This window comes from Pseudomonas sp. LBUM1678, from assembly GCF_059695575.1.
Window position 1 is genome coordinate 1,052,415 of sequence record NZ_CP166775.1, and the last position, 19,392, is coordinate 1,071,806.

17 protein-coding genes are annotated in these 19,392 nt (G+C 60.2%); 8 read left to right on the forward strand and 9 right to left on the reverse strand.

Going from position 1 to position 19,392, the window contains the following annotated elements:
- Nucleotides 1-160 precede the first annotated feature (160 nt).
- The 3 genes from fecA to ACA070_RS04630 all read right to left on the reverse strand — a co-directional run bounded on the left by fecA (nt 161) and on the right by ACA070_RS04630 (nt 4,149).
- Nucleotides 161-2,494, reverse strand: a complete 2,334-nt coding sequence (fecA, locus tag ACA070_RS04620) for a TonB-dependent Fe(3+) dicitrate receptor FecA (RefSeq protein ID WP_497450211.1) — start codon at nt 2,492-2,494, stop codon at nt 161-163.
- Between the two features lie 231 nt (nt 2,495-2,725).
- Entirely contained in the window at nt 2,726-3,664 is a 939-nt protein-coding gene (locus ACA070_RS04625; protein ID WP_497450212.1) for a FecR domain-containing protein, read from the reverse strand.
- The gene (locus ACA070_RS04630; RefSeq protein ID WP_497450213.1) at nt 3,661-4,149 is read right to left on the reverse strand and encodes a sigma-70 family RNA polymerase sigma factor; all 489 of its coding nucleotides are present in this window, start codon (nt 4,147-4,149) and stop codon (nt 3,661-3,663) included. The genes ACA070_RS04625 and ACA070_RS04630 overlap by 4 nt, the downstream gene beginning before the upstream one ends.
- A gap of 177 nt (nt 4,150-4,326) precedes the next feature.
- On the opposite strand from ACA070_RS04630, the gene ACA070_RS04635 reads away from it, so the two are divergent.
- The 6 genes from ACA070_RS04635 to ACA070_RS04660 all read left to right on the forward strand — a co-directional run bounded on the left by ACA070_RS04635 (nt 4,327) and on the right by ACA070_RS04660 (nt 10,755).
- Entirely contained in the window at nt 4,327-4,632 is a 306-nt protein-coding gene (locus tag ACA070_RS04635) for a DUF3649 domain-containing protein (RefSeq protein ID WP_497450214.1), read from the forward strand.
- Complete coding sequence (locus tag ACA070_RS04640) at nt 4,629-6,209, forward strand: PepSY-associated TM helix domain-containing protein (protein WP_497450215.1); 1,581 nt, start codon at nt 4,629-4,631, stop codon at nt 6,207-6,209. Before ACA070_RS04635 ends, ACA070_RS04640 begins: the two co-directional genes overlap by 4 nt.
- Entirely contained in the window at nt 6,210-6,533 is a 324-nt protein-coding gene (locus ACA070_RS04645; protein WP_497450216.1) for a DUF3325 domain-containing protein, read from the forward strand.
- The gene (locus tag ACA070_RS04650) at nt 6,533-7,096 is read left to right on the forward strand and encodes an RNA polymerase sigma factor (protein WP_497450217.1); all 564 of its coding nucleotides are present in this window, start codon (nt 6,533-6,535) and stop codon (nt 7,094-7,096) included. Before ACA070_RS04645 ends, ACA070_RS04650 begins: the two co-directional genes overlap by 1 nt.
- A complete protein-coding gene (locus tag ACA070_RS04655) occupies nt 7,093-8,082 on the forward strand; it encodes a FecR family protein (RefSeq protein WP_497450218.1) in 990 nt (329 codons plus the stop codon). The genes ACA070_RS04650 and ACA070_RS04655 overlap by 4 nt, the downstream gene beginning before the upstream one ends.
- A 243-nt stretch (nt 8,083-8,325) precedes the next feature.
- Nucleotides 8,326-10,755 (forward strand): TonB-dependent siderophore receptor, encoded by a 2,430-nt coding sequence (locus ACA070_RS04660; protein ID WP_497450219.1) that lies wholly within the window; start codon nt 8,326-8,328, stop codon nt 10,753-10,755.
- 118 nt (nt 10,756-10,873) lie between these two features.
- Here ACA070_RS04660 and ACA070_RS04665 read toward each other — a convergent pair whose 3' ends face one another.
- Nucleotides 10,874-11,749, reverse strand: coding sequence for a helix-turn-helix domain-containing protein (locus ACA070_RS04665; RefSeq protein WP_497450220.1), 876 nt, complete (start codon nt 11,747-11,749; stop codon nt 10,874-10,876).
- Nucleotides 11,750-12,032: 283 nt separating this feature from the next.
- On the opposite strand from ACA070_RS04665, the gene ACA070_RS04670 reads away from it, so the two are divergent.
- Nucleotides 12,033-12,935, forward strand: coding sequence for a DMT family transporter (locus ACA070_RS04670; protein ID WP_497450221.1), 903 nt, complete (start codon nt 12,033-12,035; stop codon nt 12,933-12,935).
- Between the two features lie 21 nt (nt 12,936-12,956).
- Here ACA070_RS04670 and ACA070_RS04675 read toward each other — a convergent pair whose 3' ends face one another.
- The 5 genes from ACA070_RS04675 to ACA070_RS04695 form a co-directional block, all read right to left on the reverse strand.
- Entirely contained in the window at nt 12,957-13,466 is a 510-nt protein-coding gene (locus ACA070_RS04675; RefSeq protein ID WP_497450222.1) for a DUF2165 family protein, read from the reverse strand.
- 144 nt (nt 13,467-13,610) lie between these two features.
- Entirely contained in the window at nt 13,611-14,585 is a 975-nt protein-coding gene (locus tag ACA070_RS04680; RefSeq protein ID WP_497450223.1) for a 2-hydroxyacid dehydrogenase, read from the reverse strand.
- A 614-nt stretch (nt 14,586-15,199) separates the two neighbouring features.
- Nucleotides 15,200-15,565, reverse strand: coding sequence for a DUF6124 family protein (locus tag ACA070_RS04685; RefSeq protein WP_497450224.1), 366 nt, complete (start codon nt 15,563-15,565; stop codon nt 15,200-15,202).
- A gap of 346 nt (nt 15,566-15,911) precedes the next feature.
- Nucleotides 15,912-16,424, reverse strand: coding sequence for a hypothetical protein (locus tag ACA070_RS04690; RefSeq protein WP_497450225.1), 513 nt, complete (start codon nt 16,422-16,424; stop codon nt 15,912-15,914).
- A gap of 164 nt (nt 16,425-16,588) precedes the next feature.
- Nucleotides 16,589-17,557 (reverse strand): LysR family transcriptional regulator, encoded by a 969-nt coding sequence (locus ACA070_RS04695; RefSeq protein WP_010463147.1) that lies wholly within the window; start codon nt 17,555-17,557, stop codon nt 16,589-16,591.
- Between the two features lie 262 nt (nt 17,558-17,819).
- Between ACA070_RS04695 and ACA070_RS04700 the strand changes: the two genes are divergently transcribed.
- On the forward strand, nt 17,820-19,319 hold the full coding sequence (locus tag ACA070_RS04700; RefSeq protein WP_497450226.1) for an efflux transporter outer membrane subunit: 1,500 nt from the start codon (nt 17,820-17,822) through the stop codon (nt 19,317-19,319).
- Nucleotides 19,320-19,392: the final 73 nt, after the last annotated feature.

Genomic DNA, 19,392 nt, shown 5'->3' on the forward strand with positions numbered 1-19,392 from the left:
GAGGGAGCTTGCTCCCGTTCGGCTGCGAAGCAGTCGCAGACCGGCTAACACGGTTTACCTGATACAACCCGGTTGCAGGTTTTGGGACTGCTTCGCAGTCCAGCGGGAGCAAGCTCCCTCGCCACAGGCCTATGACAATCTCAAGTAATGTCGACAGTAATCAAAACGCCACCGACGTCTGCACATAAACCGTCCGCGGTTCCCCCACGTACTTGCCCTTGTTGTTGTCATCAAACGACCGGGTGAAGTACTGGTGATTGAAGATGTTTTTCACCCCCACCGCCACATTCAAATCCGACAATTTCGGCCCGAAGTCATACGCCGCGCGGCTGCTGAACAACATGTACCCAGGAATCTTGCCCGTGCTGCCATCAGCGCTTTCGGCCGAGGTATTGGCGTTGTCGGCAAACTGGTCGCTCTGGTAGTTGCTGTCCAGGTTCAGCTTCCAGGCGCCTTCGGTGTAGCCCACCCCGATCGTGCCTTTGTGTTTCGAGGAGAACGGCACACGATTGCCCTTGTTCGGTCCGTCTTCGCGGATGGTCGCGTCTACATAGGCGTAAGTGGCGTAGACATCAAAACCGGCCAGCGACGGGCTCAAATCATCCAGCGAATAATTGATGCTGCTTTCAATGCCTTGATGACGCGTCTCGCCCCGGGCGATCACCGAATCGTTGGTCTGATTGCTTTCGTACTGGTTGTCGAAGTTGATCAGGAACGCGCCGATTTCCGCTCTCAGCGCACCGTTGTCGTAACGGGTGCCCAACTCCCAGGTCCGCGCCTTCTCCGGTTTGACTTCGCCGCTGGTCACCCGGTTTGGCATCTGGCTGTACTGCACGCTGCCGAACGAGCCTTCGGTGTTGGCGTAGAGATTCCAGGTGTCCGTCACGTGATAGAGCACGTTCAACGCCGGCAGCGCGGTGTTGTAGTCGCCCTTGTACTTCACGTTGGTCAGGTTGTTGGTCTGCTGCGAATCGATCATCTCGTAGCGAATGCCTGGGGTGATCGTCCACTTGCCGATGTCGATCCGGTCGTCGACGAAGAACGCATTCGCCTCGGTGCCGCCACGGGTGTCGCGGTCATTGCGGCTGTTGGTGGTCGGGAAGGTATTGTTGGCGATCGGTTCGCGGTAGCGCAGTTCGTGGCCGGCTTCATTGATGTAGCGATAACCTACGCCGACTTCATGGCTGGTCGGGCCGAGGTCAAAGCCTTGGGCGAAACGGGTTTCCAGACCGCGTACCCAATACTCGCGCGGCGACAGCGACAGGAACGTGCCCTGATCCAGATAACCGCTGCGCAGGGTTTTGGTGAAGAAGGTGTTGGCGGTGAATTCCCGGCGATCTTCCTGATAGCGATAGCCGACATTGAACATCGTCCGGCGGCCCCAGAACTGATCTTTCGGGCGGGTCGACTGGTACGGGTCGGCGTCGTAATCGGCGACGTTCAGGCCGCCGGGCATGTCGGCCTTGCCTTCGTAATACTGAGCCATCGCGTTGAAGCTGTTGGCGTGATCGAGCTGATACTTGCCCTTGAGAATCAGGTCGTCGATTTCGGTGTCGCTGTGTTCACGCCAGTCGCCGCCGCGGGTGCCGGAGTACAACAGCGCACCGCCCAAGCCGTTGTCGGCGGTGCCGCCGGCCAGCAAGTTGCCGGTGGTTTTGAAACCGTCGTGGCTGGAGGACGGGCTGGTTTCGGTCTGGAAACCGCCTTTCACCGTTGGTTCATCGGGGATCGCACGGGTCACGAAGTTGACCACGCCGCCGACGTTCTGCGGGCCGTAACGCACCGCGCCGCCGCCGCGCACCACGTCCACCGCATCCATGTTGCCGATGCTCACCGGAGCGAACGATAACTGCGGCTGGCCATAGGGGGCGAAGGGCACCGGGATGCCGTCCATCAATACAGTCGAGCGCGATGCCAGGCGCGGGTTGAGACCGCGAATGCCGAAGTTCAGCGCCATGTCATGGCTGCCGGTGCCGTTGTTGTCCGGTGCGTTCACGCCGGGGATACGGTTGAGCACGTCCTTGGCCTGGGTCGCGCCCTGGCGTTCGAACTCTTCGCGACGGATCACATCACGTGCGCCGGGATGCTCGAAGACGTTGATTTGCGCCGCATCGCCAAGCCAGTCGCCGACCACTTTCGAGGTTTCCAGCTCCAGCGCGGTATCGCCCGCCGGTTGCAGGCTGAAGGCATTGTCGCCCTCGGCGCGAGCTTGCAGGCCGGTGCCTTCGAGCAAAGCGTTCAAGCCCTGGGATGGGGTGTAGTTGCCTTCCAGGCCACGACTTTGCACACCGCTGGTGATTTGCGAACCAAAGGTAATCAGCACGCCGGCTTCACGGCCGAACTGATTGAGGGCGTTTTCCAGCGAGGACGGGGCGATGTGGTACGGCTTGGCATCGGCGGCAAGTGCGAGCGGCAGCACGCCGAAGCTCAGGCTGGCACCCAGCAAGAGTTGGCGCAGGGTGCGGGCCAGCGGAGTGAGGCGGGTGGGGTGCATGGACGACGATCCTGAGAAGGTGGAATCAAGGGGGCTTTCCTTCTCTGTCACGCCAGATCTGAAAAACGGCTCACGCTGGATGAAAACTTTTTTGCTGGGCTGACACTGGCTGGCTTTTGTGGCGAGGGAGCTTGCTCCCGTTCGGCTGCGCAGCAGTCGTAAATTTGGGGCCGCTTCGCAGCCCAGCGGGAGCAAGCTCCCTCGCCACAGGTATTGTGTCGCGCTCCAGAATTACACCTTCGCTTCGACCGTCACCCAATACCGCGTAAAGCGCCTGACCTTCACCGGCAAACTGATTTCCAGCAGATCAAGAATCCGCTCGCTGTCGTCCAGCGGATACGTCCCGGAGATCAACAAATCCGCCACCTTCGCATCGCAATTAAGCTGCCCGCGACGATACCGGCCAAGCTCGTCGAGAAAATCCCCGAGGCGCATGTGCGCGGCCACCAGCATGCCGTCGGCCCAAGCGCCGCTGTTGGCGTCCAGCGGCAGCGGTTTGCCCACGCCTCGCGGGCCGAAACCCAGTTGCCGGGCGGCTGGCAAAACCAGCGGTGTGCCACCGTCCGGGGTCACCTCGACGCTGCCCTCGAACACCGCCACCTGCGTGCGATCAGCGAACTGCCGGACGTTGAATCGCCCGCCTTGTGTCGTCAAAACACCCTGCGCGGTCTGCACCTGAAACGCCTGGGTGGCGGTCAGCAGCAGTTCGCCCTCCAGCAAACGGATCAGCCGTTGCTGACCGTCCACGCGCACGTCCGCCGAACTCGCGGTGTTGAGCTGCAACTGATTGCCTGCGCCAAGCGCAACCTTGCGCCGCTGACCGATGGGGCTGCGGTAATCGGCGAGCAACGGCGGCAGCACGTTGTGTTCGCGCATGCCCCAGGTGACCGCAGAACCGGCGCCTAGAATCAGCAGCAGTTTCAGAGCCTGACGTCGGCCGCCGGACTTCGGCGCATTGAGCGCCGCGTGGGCCAGCGGTGAAGACAAACTGCGAAGTCGCTGATTGACCCGCTGGATATGTTCCCACGCCCGTTGATGCTCGCTGTGCGCATCGTGCCATTGCTGCCAGGCCTGTTGATGGCGCGGGTTCAGCGGGCCTTGCTGCATTTCCATCAGCCAGTGCACCGCCTGCTCGGCGACCTGGGAAGAAAAGTCGGGAGCGCCATTCATAGTGCGAAGTAGCAGCGCATGGCGGCTTTACTCAAATGGCGTTTGACCGTGGCGATGGAAATCCCCAGTTCGGCGGCGATCTGTGGATAAGTCAGGCCATCGACCTGCGCCAGCAGAAAGGCGCGTTTGACCAGGCGCGGCAAACCATCCAGCAACTGGTCCAGCTCCATCAGGGTTTGCAGAATGATTGCCCGCTCTTCCTCGGACGGCGCGTACACCTCAGGCAGTTGCGCCAGTGCTTCGGCGTAGGCGCGTTCCAGATCCTGACGACGGTAATGGTTGAACAGCACGCGTTTGGCGATCGTCGTCAGGAACGCTCGTGGCTCGATAATCTGCGGAGTTTCCCGCGCAGTGAGTACGCGAATGAACGTGTCCTGGGCCAGGTCTGCCGCGTTGTCCGGGCAGCCAAGCCTGCGCCGCAACCAGCCGGTGAGCCAGTTGTGGTGGGCGTGATAGAGGACTTCGACGGGATTGGCGGGCTGCAACAGGACCACTCCGACACAAACGGATACGTTAGAGAACAAGAATTGTTCGCATTGTAGAGGTGTGGAATGGCCCCTGCAATCGGATCTGTTTTGCGTATGAGAATATTTATCATTAATATTGCGCGCTTGCTGGCCCCGTGACCTTCACGCGGCCTCACCCGGTTTCAAGGTCGAAACATGAAAGGCAAAATCAGCACGCTCCCTGTTTCTTATCGACTGGCCGTCACTTCTCGCGTGCTGGCCGCGGTGTTGGGCGGCTATATCGTCGCGGCGCTGGCCAGTGTCAGCCTGAGCTTATGGCTGCCGATGGCCCGGGCCGAAGCGGTGGTGACCGGGATGATGACTTCGTTTCTGGTCTATCTGGTCGCGGTGCTCTGGTGTTTTGCCAGTCGCAGTGCGTGGCAGGCCTGGTTCGGTTTGATCGTGTCGGGCCTGGTGCTGGCGGCGGTGTCAGGGCTGGCGTATTGGATGGGCCACGTATGAAAGAGGGTTTTCGTCAGGCGATGGCCTGGTTGCACACCTGGGCCGGGTTGACCTTCGGCTGGTTGCTGTTCGCGATTTTCCTGACCGGCACGCTCGCCTATTTCAAGGACGAGATCAGTCACTGGATGCAGCCTGAAATCCCGGCGCGTTCGGTGACCTCCGAAGCCAGTTTGACGCTGGCGCAAAACTACCTTCAGCATCACGCAGCGGGTGCCTCGCGCTGGCTGATCGATTTGCCAAGTGCCCGAGAACCGGGCCTGTCAGTGCGCTGGCAACAGTCGCCGGCAAAACCCGGCGAGCGCGGGCAATTCACCGAAAAACTCCTCGACGCGCAAACCGGCAGCGAAGTGCAGGGCCGTGAATCCAGGGGCGGCGACTTCTTTTATCGCTTCCACTTCCAGCTGCAAATGCCCTATCCGTGGGGCCGCTGGTTGTCGACCATTGCGGCCATGGTGATGTTCATCGGCCTGATCACCGGGATCATCACCCACAAGAAAATCTTCAAGGACTTCTTCACCTTCCGCCCCCGCAAAGGCCAGCGTTCCTGGCTGGACGGGCACAACGCGGTGGGCGTTCTGGTGTTGCCGTTTCACCTGATGATCACTTACAGCAGCCTGGTGATTTTCATGGCGATGGTGATGCCGGCGAGCATCCTGGCCTCGTACGAAGGCGATGCCCGTACGTTTTACGCGGAGGTGTTCCCGGCCTCCAGCACACCTGAACTCGCCGGCAAACCGGCTGATCTGGCGCCGATGGCGCCGCTGTTGGAGCGGGCGCGCGCGCAGTGGTCGGGCGGTCGGGCAGAACGTTTGTCGGTGAACAATCCGGGAGATGCCAATGCCTCGATTGTCGTCTCAAGGGACGACGCCGACCGAGTGATCTATGACGCCAGCAGCGCGGTGACCTTCAACGGCGTGACCGGCCAACAACTCAGCGCCACGCCGCAGCAACCGGTGCCAATGGCCATCGCCGGCAGTTTCTATGGCTTGCACATGGGCCATTTCGCGAGCCCCGTGCTGCGCTGGCTGTACTTCATTTGCGGTCTGGCGAGCACGGCGATGATTGGCACCGGGCTGGTGATCTGGCTCGGCAAGCGGCAGCTCAAACATGCGAATAGCGCGGTGATGCCCTTCGAGCTGCGGCTGGTGGAAGTGCTGAACATTGCCAGCATGTCCGGGCTGGTGGTCGCGGTCGCGGCGTTCTTCTGGGCCAATCGGTTGCTGCCGGTCGAGATGGCGACAAGAGCGGATTGGGAAGTAAACAGCTTCTTCATCGTTTGGGGCGTGAGCGTGATTCATGCGGTGGTGCGCCGTGGCCGCGCGGCGTGGGTCGAGCAGTTGGCGCTGGCCGCAGTGCTGTTCTGCGGTGTGCCGCTGCTCAATGTTTTGACCACGCCCTACCACTTGGGTGTGACGCTGGCTCAAGGCGACTGGACGCTCGCCGGGTTCGATTTGACGTGCCTGGGCAGTGGCCTGTTCCTGGCCTGGGCTGCGTGGAAAATGCAGCGCTCCGGGCAGGCGGTTCGCGTTGTTAAAGAACGTGCCCGACCGATCACGCTTGAGCAGAAGGTGAACTGAATGTTGCTGACCTTGCTGCTGTGTTATGGCGGTTTCACCGCGCTGTGTTTATCGATGGATCGGCATCATGCCGAATTGCTGGGGCGCAAGACTTCAGCCCGGCGACGCAAAGCGTTCAAGCTGAGCGGCTGGTTGCTGCTGACGGTTTCCTTATGGGCGGCGGTGTCGCAAACCGGTTGGGGCTTGGGATTGGTGGAGTGGTTCGCGGTATTGATGCTCAGCGTTTTGCTGCTGGTGCTGTTGATGCCGTATCGCCCGCGTCTGGCTCTGGCGTTGGCCGGGCTGAGCGTGCTCGCGAGCCCCGTCGTCGTGTTTGCGCAGTGATGATCACCAATCCACCTGAATCACACGACGAAGAACATCGCGGCGCCCGTGCGCATTTCCTCGAGGTGTTCCTGTCCCAGCGTTCGCAGATGGAAGCGCTGGTGAGCCGGCGTGTCGGCTGCCGAGCGACCGCCGCCGATCTGGTGCAGGACTTGTTTCTGCGTTTCTGGCGGCGGCCACTGGTGCAAGTCGAAGAACTCAGTACTTACCTGCTACGTTGCGCGGGCAACATCGCCATCGACCATTTGCGCAGCGAAGGCACGCGGGTGCGGGTCAACGAAGGCTGGATACCGGATCAACCGGACAGCCAGGGCAGCGAGCCACAAGCCGCGCTGGAGGCGGGCAACGACCTGCGTCACGTCGAAGCGGCGTTGCGCGCGTTGCCGGAACGCACCCGGCAAATCTTTCTGCTCAACCGCATCCACGGGCGCAAGTACGCCGAGATCGCCAAGGCCATGGGCCTGTCCCAAAGCGCTGTGGAAAAACATATGATGCGCGCCCTCGATGCCTGCAAGGCCAGCCTGCGGGAACCGCCAACGCGCACGCCAGGGAAAGCACCGTGAATAAACTCGACCGCGTCACCCCGACGCCCGCTCAGGAGCAGGCCGCGCTCGCCTGGCTGAGCCTGTTGCACGACCAGCCCAGCAGCGGCGATCAACTCACATTCAGCCGCTGGCTGCAGGCCGATCCTGCCCACGCCGAGGCTTACGCCCAGGCGCAAGTGCTGTGGGAATTGAGCGAAGTGCCGGCGCGAACCCTGGCCGATGAAGAGGCGTTTGCCTTGCAGGGTTACCTTAATGCCATGAACCAATCTCGCCGCACCAGCGTGCAGCGCTGGTCTGGTGCGCTGGCCATGGCCGCGTGTCTGGTGCTGATGATCGGCCTCGGCGCGGGTTGGCAGCCGATGCGCTGGATCGATGACCTGGGGGCGGACTACGTGTCTGCACCAGGGGAAATTCGCACCATTACGTTGGCCGATCAGTCACACGTCACGCTGGATGCCGACAGCGCCATCGCCGTGGATTTCAGTCGCGGTGAACGCCACGTTCAGCTACGTCGCGGTGCCGGATTTTTCAGCGTGACCCACACAGGCGATCCGTTTGTGGTCGACGCTGAAAAGGGCCAGGCGCGGGTGTTGGGCACGCAGTTTGAAGTGCGTCTGCAACCCCATGGCGCGCAAGTTACGGTGCTGTCCGGGCGGGTCGGCGTGACCGCGGACAAGCACGGCGAGCAACAGATTCTGATCGCCGGCCAGCAAGTGGCGTATGGGGAAGGTTCGGCGCAACAGCTGCGTGCGGTCGACAGCGAAGCGCAGCTGGCGTGGCGTCAGGGGTGGCTCAATTACTACAAGGCCACGCTGGCTGAGGTGGTGCAGGACTTGGGGCGGTATTACCCGGGGCGGATTGTGCTGCTCAACAATGAATTGGCGACGCGGCGAGTGAGTGGCAGTTTTCCGAGCAAGGACCCAGAGGCGGTGTTGGGTTCGTTGCAGGGTGTTTTGGGGTTTGAGCAGACCAGCGTTTTGGGGCATCTGATTATTTTGCGGTGAGGCAACTGGCCCCATCGCGAGCAGGCTCGCTCCCACAGGGATAGGTGTTGATCACACAAATGTGGTTCAACTCTGATCCCCTGTGGGAGTGAGCCTGCTCGCGATGAGGCCAGATCGAACACCACCGACTTCAGAATAAAAATATTTTCAAAATTATGGTGAGGTAAACCCAACCCCCATCCGTGTAGTGACTGAAACTGCGAGTCATTCGCATCCCGTAGGTTCTACACAGGTCATTGAGCAATGAAGTCCAGGGCAAAATCGGGTTCGGTCAAACAGTGGTTAAGTGTTTCTGCACTGAGCATGTCGGCGTTGGCCTTGCTGCCATCGAGCGTCGCATCGGCCGCTGAGGCGGCCAATAAGCAGGCGCTTACGCAGTTCAGTTTCGCCATCGCTGCCAAACCGCTGCCCCTGGCCTTGAGCGACTTCAGCCGGGTCACCGGCATCAGCGTGGTCTACACCGACGAAGCGCCGTACGGTCTCACCGCCCCCGGGGTCAATGGCCAGTTGAGCGCCGAGCAGGCCCTGCAGCGTTTGCTCGGCGGTTCGGGTTTCACCTTCCGCCGCAGCGACGCTCACACCTTGGTGCTTGAACCGCTGCCCACCGCCGGCACGTTGAATTTGGGCACGACCACCATCAACTCGGTGGCCGATCAATCCATGAGCTATCAGCCGCCGCCCACCAGTTCGGTGATGCGCTCGTCGGCCTTGCTCCAGGAAATCCCGCAGACCGTCAACGTCATCCCGGCCCAGGTCATTCGCGATCAGGCACCGCGCAACCTGGATGACGCGCTGGCCAACGTCAGCGGCATCACTCAGGGCAACACCTTGGCGAGCACCCAGGATTCGGTGATGACCCGCGGTTTCGGCGACAACCGCAACGGCTCGATCATGCGCGACGGCATGCCGATCGTGCAGGGCCGAGGCATGAATGCGACCGTGGACCGGGTCGAAGTGCTCAAGGGCCCAGCCTCGCTGCTGTACGGCATCCAGGACCCGGGCGGCGTGGTCAACATGGTCAGCAAGAAGCCCGAGCTTGAGCAATACAACGCCCTGACGCTGCGCGGTTCGACCTACGGCGACGGCAAAAACGGCAGCGGCGGCGGCCTCGACAGCACCGGCGCCCTCGGTGATTCGGGTTTCGCTTACCGCATGGTGCTGGACCACGAAGACGAAGATTACTGGCGCAACTTCGGCACTCACCGCGAGACGCTGGTGGCACCGTCGCTGGCCTGGTTCGGCGAGAGCACCAAGCTATTGTTCTCCTATGAACACCGCGAATTCCTGACCCCGTTCGACCGCGGCACGGTCATCGACCCGCGCACCAACCACCCGTTGGACATCTCTCGCAATGAACGTCTGGACGAGCCGTTCAACAACATGGAAGGCCGCTCGGACCTCTACCACTTCGAGGCCGATCACGAGCTCAACGACAACTGGAACGCCCACTTCGGCTACAGCTGGAACCGCGAAACCTACGACGCCAGCCAGGTGCGCGTCACCGCCATCGACACCCGACGGGGCACGCTGACCCGCAGCATGGACGGCACTCAGAACGCCATCAGCACCGACCGATTCACCACCGCCAGCCTCGAAGGCAATGTCAACCTGCTGGGCCTGCAACATGACCTGGTGTTCGGCGTCGATGACGAATACCGCAAGATCTACCGCGAAGACCTGATCCGCCAGAGAAGCCTGAGCACCTTCAGCTACGTCAACCCGGTCTATGGCCGCGAAGTCGCCGGCACCACGGTCAGCCCGGCGGACAGCGCGCAGACCGATGAGCTGCGCAGCGATTCGATCTTCCTGCAGGACTCGATCCACCTCACCGATCAATGGATTTTCGTCGCGGGTGCACGCTTCCAGGAATACGACCAGTACGCCGGCAAAGGCGTGCCGTTCCAGGCCAACACCGACAGCAACGGCCAGAAGTGGGTGCCACGTGCCGGTCTTGTGTATCGCTTCACCGATGAACTGTCGTTCTACGGCAGCTACACCGAATCGTTCAAACCCAACTCGACCATCGCACCATTGAGTGGCAGCAGCACCGTGCTCGACGGCAGTGTGGCGCCGGAAGAAGCCAAGTCCTGGGAACTCGGCGCCAAGCTCGATATGCCGGGTCGCGTGACCGGTAACGTCGCGCTGTTCGACATCAAGAAACGCAACGTGCTGGTGGCCAATTCCGAAGGCCCGGTGACGATTTACAGCGCCGCCGGCGAAGTGCGCTCCCGTGGTCTGGAAGTGGATTTGTCCGGGCAGCTCAGCGACCGCTGGAGCATGATCGGCAGCTATGCGTACACCGACGCCGAAGTCACCGAAGACCCGGACTACAAGGGCAAAAAACTGCAAAACGTGGCGAAGAACAGTGGCTCGCTGTCGGCGGTCTACGACTTCGGCACCATTGTGGGCGGCGATCAATTGCGCGTCGGCGCGGGTGCGCGTTATGTCGGCGAGCGGGCGGGTAACGCCGTGAACGATTTCGACCTGCCGAGCTACACCGTGGCCGATGCCTTCGCCACCTACGACACCAAGGTTGAAGGGCAGAAGGTCAAGTTTCAGCTCAACGTGAAGAACCTGTTTGATCGCACCTACTACACCTCGGCGGCGAGCCGGTTCTTTGTGTCGATGGGGGATTCGCGGCAGATTTCGTTGTCGAGTACGTTGGAGTTCTAACGGAAAACCGCGTCATCGTTCTTCGCGGGCAAGCCTCGCTCCTACAGGTTTAACGTTGTCCTTGTAGGAGCGAGGCTTGCCCGCGAAGACGGCATGACAGACGCTGCAAATCTCGGGATTAACGCAAAAACGCCTGACGATATTCGCCAGGCGTCCCGCCCAAAACCTGCCGAAACCGATTGGTGAAATGACTCGCACTGGCAAACCCGCACGCCAATGCAATCTCTCCCAACGGCTGCGACGTCGAACGCAACAACTCCCGTGCCCGACTCAACCTTCGAGCCAGCACATACTGATGCGGCGGCAAGCCAAAGCTTTCACGAAACATCCGCGCAAAGTGATACTCCGACAGCGCACACAACGCCGCCAATTGCCCAAGGCTGATGGCCTCGGCCAATTGATTGTCGATGACCTCCACTAACTGCCGCCGCTGATGCGCCGCCAGTCCACCCTTGAGCCGCAAGCCCTCACGCATCCCGACCTGGCCGAGCAACACGTGGCTGAGCATTTCATGGGCCAGGCTGCTGGTGAGCACGCGTTCGCCGGGTTCGTCCCAGTTGAGCGTGAGCATCTGCCGAAAGCGCCGGGCTTGTGCCGGATCGTCAAGGAAGGTGGCTTCGCGCAATTGCAGTTCGCGAGGTTCGCGGTCCAGCAGCGTGACGCAGCCGAGGGCGAATTGTTCGGGGCTGAAATAGAGGTGGGCCAGGCGAATGTCGCCGTTGATTACCCAGCCCGATTGATGCTCGGCCGGCAGGATGCACAGCTTGTCCGGACCGCCCTTGGTGCCGGGCTGGTCGCGACGGAAGGTGCCGGTGCCGCCGGCGATGTAGCACGACAGCGTGTGATGGCTCGGCGCCTCGTAGTCCTGGGCATCGTGATGGTTGCTCCACAAGGCTGCAGCCATGCCGTCACCGAGCTCGGCGCTGTGCTCAAGTCGAGCATTGGGCGAGCGGTTGAGTGCTTGAAAGACTTGCAGTGTTTCCAGTGCGGGCATGATCGCTTCTCTCCAACGCCTTGCATCCTACTCCGTAGACCTTGCGCTGCCAGCCTCTGCCACGACAAAAGCGCAAGTTTATGCAAGTGTGCCCACACTTGGCGCAGCACACTGGATCCCTAATCAGGCAATGCACTGTGGCGAGGGAGCTTGCTCCCGCTTGAGTGCGCAGCACTCACAAAACTGGGGAAATTTTCCAGGATTTGGGGCCGCTACGCAGCCCAGCGCGAGCAAGCTCGCTCGCCACAAAGTGAACTGCATTGCCCATCCTGGAGCTGTCGCCATGAACCTTTCGTTGTACTTGCTGACCGTGCTGATCTGGGGCACCACCTGGATTGCCTTGAAATGGCAGCTGGGCGTGGTGGCCATTCCCGTGTCGATCGTCTATCGCTTTGGCCTGGCTGCGCTGGTGCTGTTCGTCCTGCTGCTGCTCAGTCGACGCTTACAAGTGATGAACCGTCGCGGGCACCTGATCTGCCTGGCACAGGGCTTGTGCCTATTCTGCGTCAACTTCATGTGTTTCCTGACCGCCAGTCAGTGGATTCCCAGCGGCCTGGTCGCCGTGGTGTTTTCCACCGCCACCCTGTGGAACGCGCTCAATGCACGGGTGTTCTTCGGCCAGAAAATCGCCCGCAACGTATTGATGGGCGGTGCGTTGGGCTTGTCCGGGCTTGGCCTTTTATTCTGGCCGGAACTGGCCGGCCACACGGCCAGCCCGGAAACCTTGCTCGGGTTGGGCCTGGCGCTGCTCGGGACCCTGTGTTTCTCGGCCGGCAACATGCTCTCGAGCCTGCAACAGAAGGCCGGTTTGAAGCCGCTGACCACCAACGCCTGGGGCATGGCGTATGGCGCCGCGATGTTGTCGGTGTGGTGCCTGGTTAAAGGCATCCCGTTCGACATGGAATGGAACACGCGTTACATCGGCTCGCTGCTGTACCTGGTCATTCCGGGCTCGGTCATCGGCTTCACCGCTTACTTGACGCTGGTCGGGCGGATGGGCCCGGAGCGTGCGGCTTATTGCACCGTGCTGTTCCCGGTCGTGGCACTGAATGTCTCGGCATTTGCCGAAGGCTATCAATGGACCGCGCCGGCATTGGTGGGGTTGGTATTGGTGATGCTGGGTAACGTGCTGGTGTTTCGCAAACCCAAGGCGTCGATGGCGCAAGGCAATAGCAAGCTTGCTTGAAAAACTTGTGCCCGAGCGCGCTTAGCGCTCGGTCCTGAGTGCGACGAATATCATCAGCGGAAGTATGAAATCGACAATATGCCGGGCCCAGTCCTTGGCGTTCCATACTTGCGATTCATCCATGTTGAACCACTCGACGCCGATCACTTGCAGGCAGACGTAATAGACAAAGATAGCGATCAGCAATCCGATGATTGAAAACTTTTTGGCCTCATGGAACATTTCGGCAGGCGCGTTTATGGTTCGGTAAAGGTGATAGGCACCTACCAGGCAAAAGGCCGTGTAGATAACCTCCAGGGTGATAATGAACCAGTAGATCCGGTGGTGGAGCATGGGCGATGTGATTGCCCGGTAGTTCAAGTTGATGTTTTCCCGGGTGGTGTCCATGCTCAGGATATGACCGACGTATTCATAGTTTGATGAGTAGTCGGTAAAGTTGCTGTACATCACCAGTAGTCCAAAAAAGCTTATATAAGCCATCAGTGAGAACTTGCTATATCTGATGATTTTGTCGGTAGTAAGGCTGTTCAATGTGAGTGTGCTCCATCACAGTTTTCCGTAGGGTCGGATAAGGAGTGTGGAGTGTATAGCGCTTAATTGATTTTAGTGTGTTGACTGAATTGCAAGTTGTGTAAAAAAGCGGGCAGATACTTTAAAAGTGTCTGCCCGTTTTAGTTAGCCTTTCCAGACATGCGGGTTGACCAGATCTTGCGGTCGCTCGCCCAGCAGTGCGCTGCGCAAGTTTGCCAGCGCGCGGTTGGCCATGGCCTCGCGGGTTTCATGGGTGGCGGAGCCGATGTGCGGCAATGTCACCGCGTTTTTCAATTGGAACAACGGCGACTCGGCCAGCGGTTCTTTCTCGTAGACGTCCAGGCCTGCGCCACGAATGCGGTTGTTTTGCAGCGCTTCGATCAGCGCAGGCTCATCGACCACCGGACCGCGGGCGATGTTGACCAGGATGGCACCTGGCTTCATCAGTGCCAGTTCGCGGTGGCTGATCAGGTGTCTGGTTTTCTCGCTGAGCGGCACGACGAGGCAGACGAAATCGGCTTCGGCCAGCAGTTCGTCGAGGCTGCGGAACTGCGCGCCGAGTTCTTGCTCCAGCCCGGTCTTGCGGCTGTTGCCGCTGTAGAGGATCGGCATGTTGAAGCCCAGCCGTCCGCGACGGGCAATAGCCGCGCCGATGTTGCCCATGCCGACGATGCCCAGGGTTTTGCCGTGCACGTCACAGCCAAACAACGGTGCGCCGACGGTGGCTTGCCATTGGCCGGCCTTGGTCCAGGCATCGAGTTCGGCGACGCGGCGGGCGCTGCTCATGAGCAGGGCGAAGGCCAGGTCGGCGGTGCTTTCGGTGAGGACATCCGGCGTGTTGGTCAGCATGATCCCGCGTTCGTTGAAGTAGGCGACGTCGTAGTTGTCGTAGCCGACGGAGACGCTGGAGACCACTTCGAGTCTGGCGGCGTTTTCGAGTTGCGCGCGGCCGAGTTTGCGACCGACACCGATCAGGCCGTGGGCGTGGGGCAGGGCTTCGTTGAACTGGGCGTTGATGTCGCCGTTTTTCGGGTTGGGGACGATGACGTCGAAGTCTTGCTGGAGGCGCTCGACCATTTCCGGGGTGACGCGGCTGAAGGCGAGGACGGTCTTTTTCATGGGAGGAGGGCTCGTCGGGGCTTGGAGAATGCCAAGCACGCTAACATTCTTCCCCGCTGTTGTGCGAGTCCGCGGATTGCCCGGGAGTTTCTGTGGGAGCTGGCCTGACAGCGATGGCGGCCCGATAGCCGACCATGTTCTTTCAGGCGTACATATCCATTCCTGCGGTAACGGCGGCTGGCGGTTTCGCCCTTACGGCGACTCACTTTTTTTACAAGCGCCTAAAAAAAGTAAGCAAAAAAACGCTCGCCCCAAGCGTCCGGCCCCTCGCTAAGGCTCGGCGTTCCTTCGCTCCGGTATTCATCCGGGGACACTGCCCTCCGGTTGGCTTCGCTGCACCTACATGCAGCGTGTTCGACTGCGTCGAACGGCGCTACGCGCCACTCCCCGGATGAACACCTCCACTCAGCCTCCCGAAGGGGCGGGTGGATCAAGTTCAAAAGCTGCAGGCGAGCTAACGCTCGGCCTATTGAGTGGTGAGAAGCGGAAGGCGTACGCCGTCCCATTGTGGGAGCGAGCCTGCTCGCGATGGCGGGGTGTCAGACGACATTAATGTTGAATGACACACCGCCTTCGCGGGCAAGCCTCGCTCCTACAAGTAATCAGCTGTGCGGCTAAGATTTTGGTACAGCGACGTTATCCAGCATCCGGTTTGCTGCCAGTTCAGCCAGCATGACGATCTGTTGAATCGCCATCGCCTTGTGCCGATGCGGGCCTTCCAGATAGTCCGCGAAATCACTCGCCATCACGCTGGCCTGGGCCAATGACTCGCAGGTGTGGGCCAACAGGTCTTCGTCTTTGATATCCGGTGCGATCAAAAACATCGTGCTGGGTTTGCGGGTGGCAGGGGATTTGAGGGCGGCGGGGTTTAGGTAGTGATCCAACGCGCGTTCGGCGGCGTCGTTGAGTTTTTTGGAATCGAGGGATTCGTAGGGGGAAACGTCGTCGGTTTCCGGAGGGTTCGGTGTTTCTTTGATCATGCGGAGTTACTCATTGGCAGATGAAGTGGAACTGCCATCTTTCGTTTTCCAGACGAAAGGGTGGCAGCCATGCGCGGACTGGAAAAACCGGTACACCCACCAAAAACCGGTAGACCCGAAGGTCTCCCGCGCACAGCCGCCATTACAAGGATTTGCGTGCAGAAAAAAGCGCCGCAGTATGCCATGGGGTGTGGTAAGTGTTCGCCAGGTTTTCCAGACCTGATCGCTGATTTTGCAGCGACCCACAAAGCCTACCCATTTCCCGTCCCACCCAACAACCGACAGAACCTGTCGGAAACATTCCCAAAAATCACTTCGTCTGTAGGACCAGCGGGGGCAGGGATTTTTAATGAATAACGACTTTCGACGATTTGTCCGGTATGCCGTCCTCAACGTTTATTTTCCTATGTTCCAGGCCTTGGGTATCCTTTATTAGGCCGACTACCTGGCGTCGTTCCTGAGTGGGGTTTTCTTCAAATGTGAAGTTGAACGAGGCATCGAGTGTACCCTTGTCGAAATCAAAGTTTATTTCTATATGTCCTGCATCAACTATTGAGGTGTGAGGTCGAAACGCATCTCCATTATTCCAAACCTCTCCGAAGCTGGGAGGGGCTAGTGGCCCATTCTTGTAGAACTCATGCCTTTTGTTTTCAATGTTTGTAGGGAACTCGAAGTTGATTTGGTTCCATTTGGTTTTGGTTTCATCCAGATAATGCTTCGCTCTTAGGAATACGACTTCTCCGAGGGTAACGAAGGTGGTTACTTCTCCCTCGAAACGCCCAAATTTTTGAATGTCAGCCGATACCGTACCAGATACCGCTTTAGTTTTTTTTACTGATCCATTGAAGTCGGTAGTCATTTCGTTTTCCTTTCGTAGGGGATAACTAAAACTGCACCACCAAGCCTCCATGAAGGAAGGGCGCGCGTCTACTGTCAGAAATAACAGGTAGAGCGCTGCATTCATTTGTTTGCGAAATTAAGTATGGAGGTTGGCGTTCCTTTGCCAAATGAAGGAATGCCGCGTCAATTAGCCACCCGAACCCCACCCAGACTCCCACTCAATTCATACGCCACCAGTTCCGCCTGATGCGCCGCCAATATTTCCGGCAACGACCCGCGCAAGTACTCGACCCACGTCTTGATCTTCGCGTCCAGATACTGCCGCGAAGGATAAATCGCATACAGGTTCAGTTCCTGCGAGCGGTAGTTCGGCATCACCCGCACCAGCGTGCCGTTGCGCAGGCCTTCGATCGCGGCATACACCGGCAACACGCCGACGCCCATGCCGCTGATAATCGCTGTCTTCATCGCATCAGCCGAGTTCACCAGGAACGGCGAACTGTTGATGGTGACCATTTCCTGGCCTTCCGGGCCATCGAAGGTCCATTTCTCCAGCGGGATCACCGGGCTCACCAGGCGCAGGCATGCGTGGTTGAGCAAGTCGCTGGGTTTGTGTGCGCAGCCGTTGGCTTTCACATAGGCCGGCGAGGCGCAGACGATGCTGTAGGTGATGCCCAAACGCTGAGAGACGAAACCCGAGTCCGGCAGTTCGCTGGCGAGCACGATGGACACGTCGTAGCCCTCGTCGAGCAGGTCCGGCACGCGGTTGGCCATGGTCAGGTCGAAGGTCACGTCAGGGTGGGTTTTGCGATAGCGGGCGATGGCGTCGATCACGAAGTGCTGACCGATGCCGGTCATGGTGTGCACTTTGAGCTGCCCGGCCGGGCGCGCGTGGGCGTCGCTGGCCTCGGCTTCGGCTTCTTCGACGTAGGCCAGGATCTGCTCGCAGCGCAACAGATAGCGCTTGCCGGCTTCGGTCAGAGCGATGCGACGGGTGGTGCGGTTGAGCAGGCGGGTTTGCAGGTGGGCTTCCAGGTTGGAGACCGCGCGCGAGACATTGGCCGTGGTGGTGTCCAGTTGCACGGCGGCGGCGGTGAAGCTGCCGGCCTCGGCCACGTAACTGAAGGCGCGCATGTTTTGCAAAGTGTCCATGGGGTGCTCTCGGGTGCGATGGCAAATTGTGACACAAGGTTTCAGAGTCTGAGACCCCGACCAAGGGATTATCGCGTTAACGGTAACAAAGATTCACAGGATTCCCAGCTTATCGCCCATCAGACCCACCCCTAGAATTGCGCCCACTGTAGGAGCCGGCTTGCTGGCGATGGCATCACCACGGTCTGTCAGATAGATCGCGGCGATACCATCGCCAGCAAGCCGGCTCCTACAACCTCCTCTCTTTCAGGAAATCGCAGCAGTGCCGCGTCGCATCAGCAGAGCGCTTCAGACGCTCAGTGTTTTGGCCTTATCCCTCGCAATCAGCGGCTGTATCGGAACCGGTGGAATTGCCCCGCAGGGCAAGGCGCTGGAGGCGAATTCACTGGCCACCGACGAAGCCATTCAGAGCGCCGCGCAGGACGCTCACTGGCCCACCGCCAAATGGTGGCTGGCCTATGGCGACCCGCAGCTGAACCGTTGGATCGACCTCGCCGTGCAAGGCAGCCCGACCATGGCCATGGCCGCCGCACGGGTGCGACAGGCCAAGTCCATGGCCGGCATCGCCGAGTCTGCTGAGTCGTTGCAGATCAATGGCGAATCTACCCTCAAGCGCCACAACTGGCCCACTGATCAGTTCTACGGGCCGGGCGAGCTGGCCAACACCACGACCTGGGACAACAACGCCGCGCTGGGTTTCAGCTACGCCCTCGACCTCTGGGGACGCGAAAGCAACGCCACCGAGCGCGCCGTGGACATGGCACACATGAGCACCGCCGAAGCGCGTCTGGCCCAGCTCGAATTGCAGAACAACATCGTGCGCGCCTACATCGAACTGTCGTTGCATTACGCGCAGCGGGACATCGTCGCCGCGACCCTGAAACAACAGCAGCAAATTCTCGATTTGGCGCAAAAACGTTTGTACGGCGGTATCGGCACCCATTTCGAAGTCAGCCAGGCGGAAACGCCGCTGCCGGAAACCCATCGCCAGATCGACGCGCTGGACGAAGAAATCGCCCTGAGTCGCAACCAACTGGCAGCCCTCGCGGGCAAAGGCCCAGGCGATGGCACGCAGTTGCAGCGACCTACGCTGTCGTTGGCCGCACCACTGAAACTGCCGTCGTCACTGCCCGCGCAATTGCTCGGCCAACGCCCGGACGTGGTCGCCAGCCGCTGGCAAGTCGCGGCCCAGGCACGGGGCATCGATGTTGCCCACGCCGGTTTCTACCCCAACGTCGATCTGGTCGGCAGCCTCGGCTACATGGCCACCGGCGGCGGGGCGCTGGAGTTTTTGACCGGCAAGAAACTCAACTACAGCGTCGGCCCGGCGATCTCGTTGCCGATATTCGACGGCGGCCGCTTGCGTTCGGAGCTGGGCGAAGCCTCGGCCGGGTATGACATCGCCGTGGCCAGGTACAACCAGACGCTGGTCAACGCGCTGAAGAACATCTCCGACCAGTTGATCCGCCGCGAGTCCATGGACAAGCAGCAAACCTTCGCCGCCGAGTCCGTGGCCACCGCGCAGAAAACCTACGACATCGCGATGATCGCCTACCAGCGCGGGCTCACCGACTACCTCAATGTGCTCAACGCCCAGACCTTGTTGTTCAAACAGCAGCAGGTTCAGCAGCAAGTTCAGGCGGCGCGGCTAAGTGCTCATGCTGAATTGGTGACGGCGCTGGGTGGCGGGCTCGGTGCAGGTAATGATGTGCCGAAGGACAGCCAGACCCAGGTACCGAAAACCCCGATGCTTCTCAAGTGAACACAAACCCTGTGGGAGCCAGCCTGCTGGCGATTGCGGTGTGTCAGGTGACATCAGCATTGACTGACACACC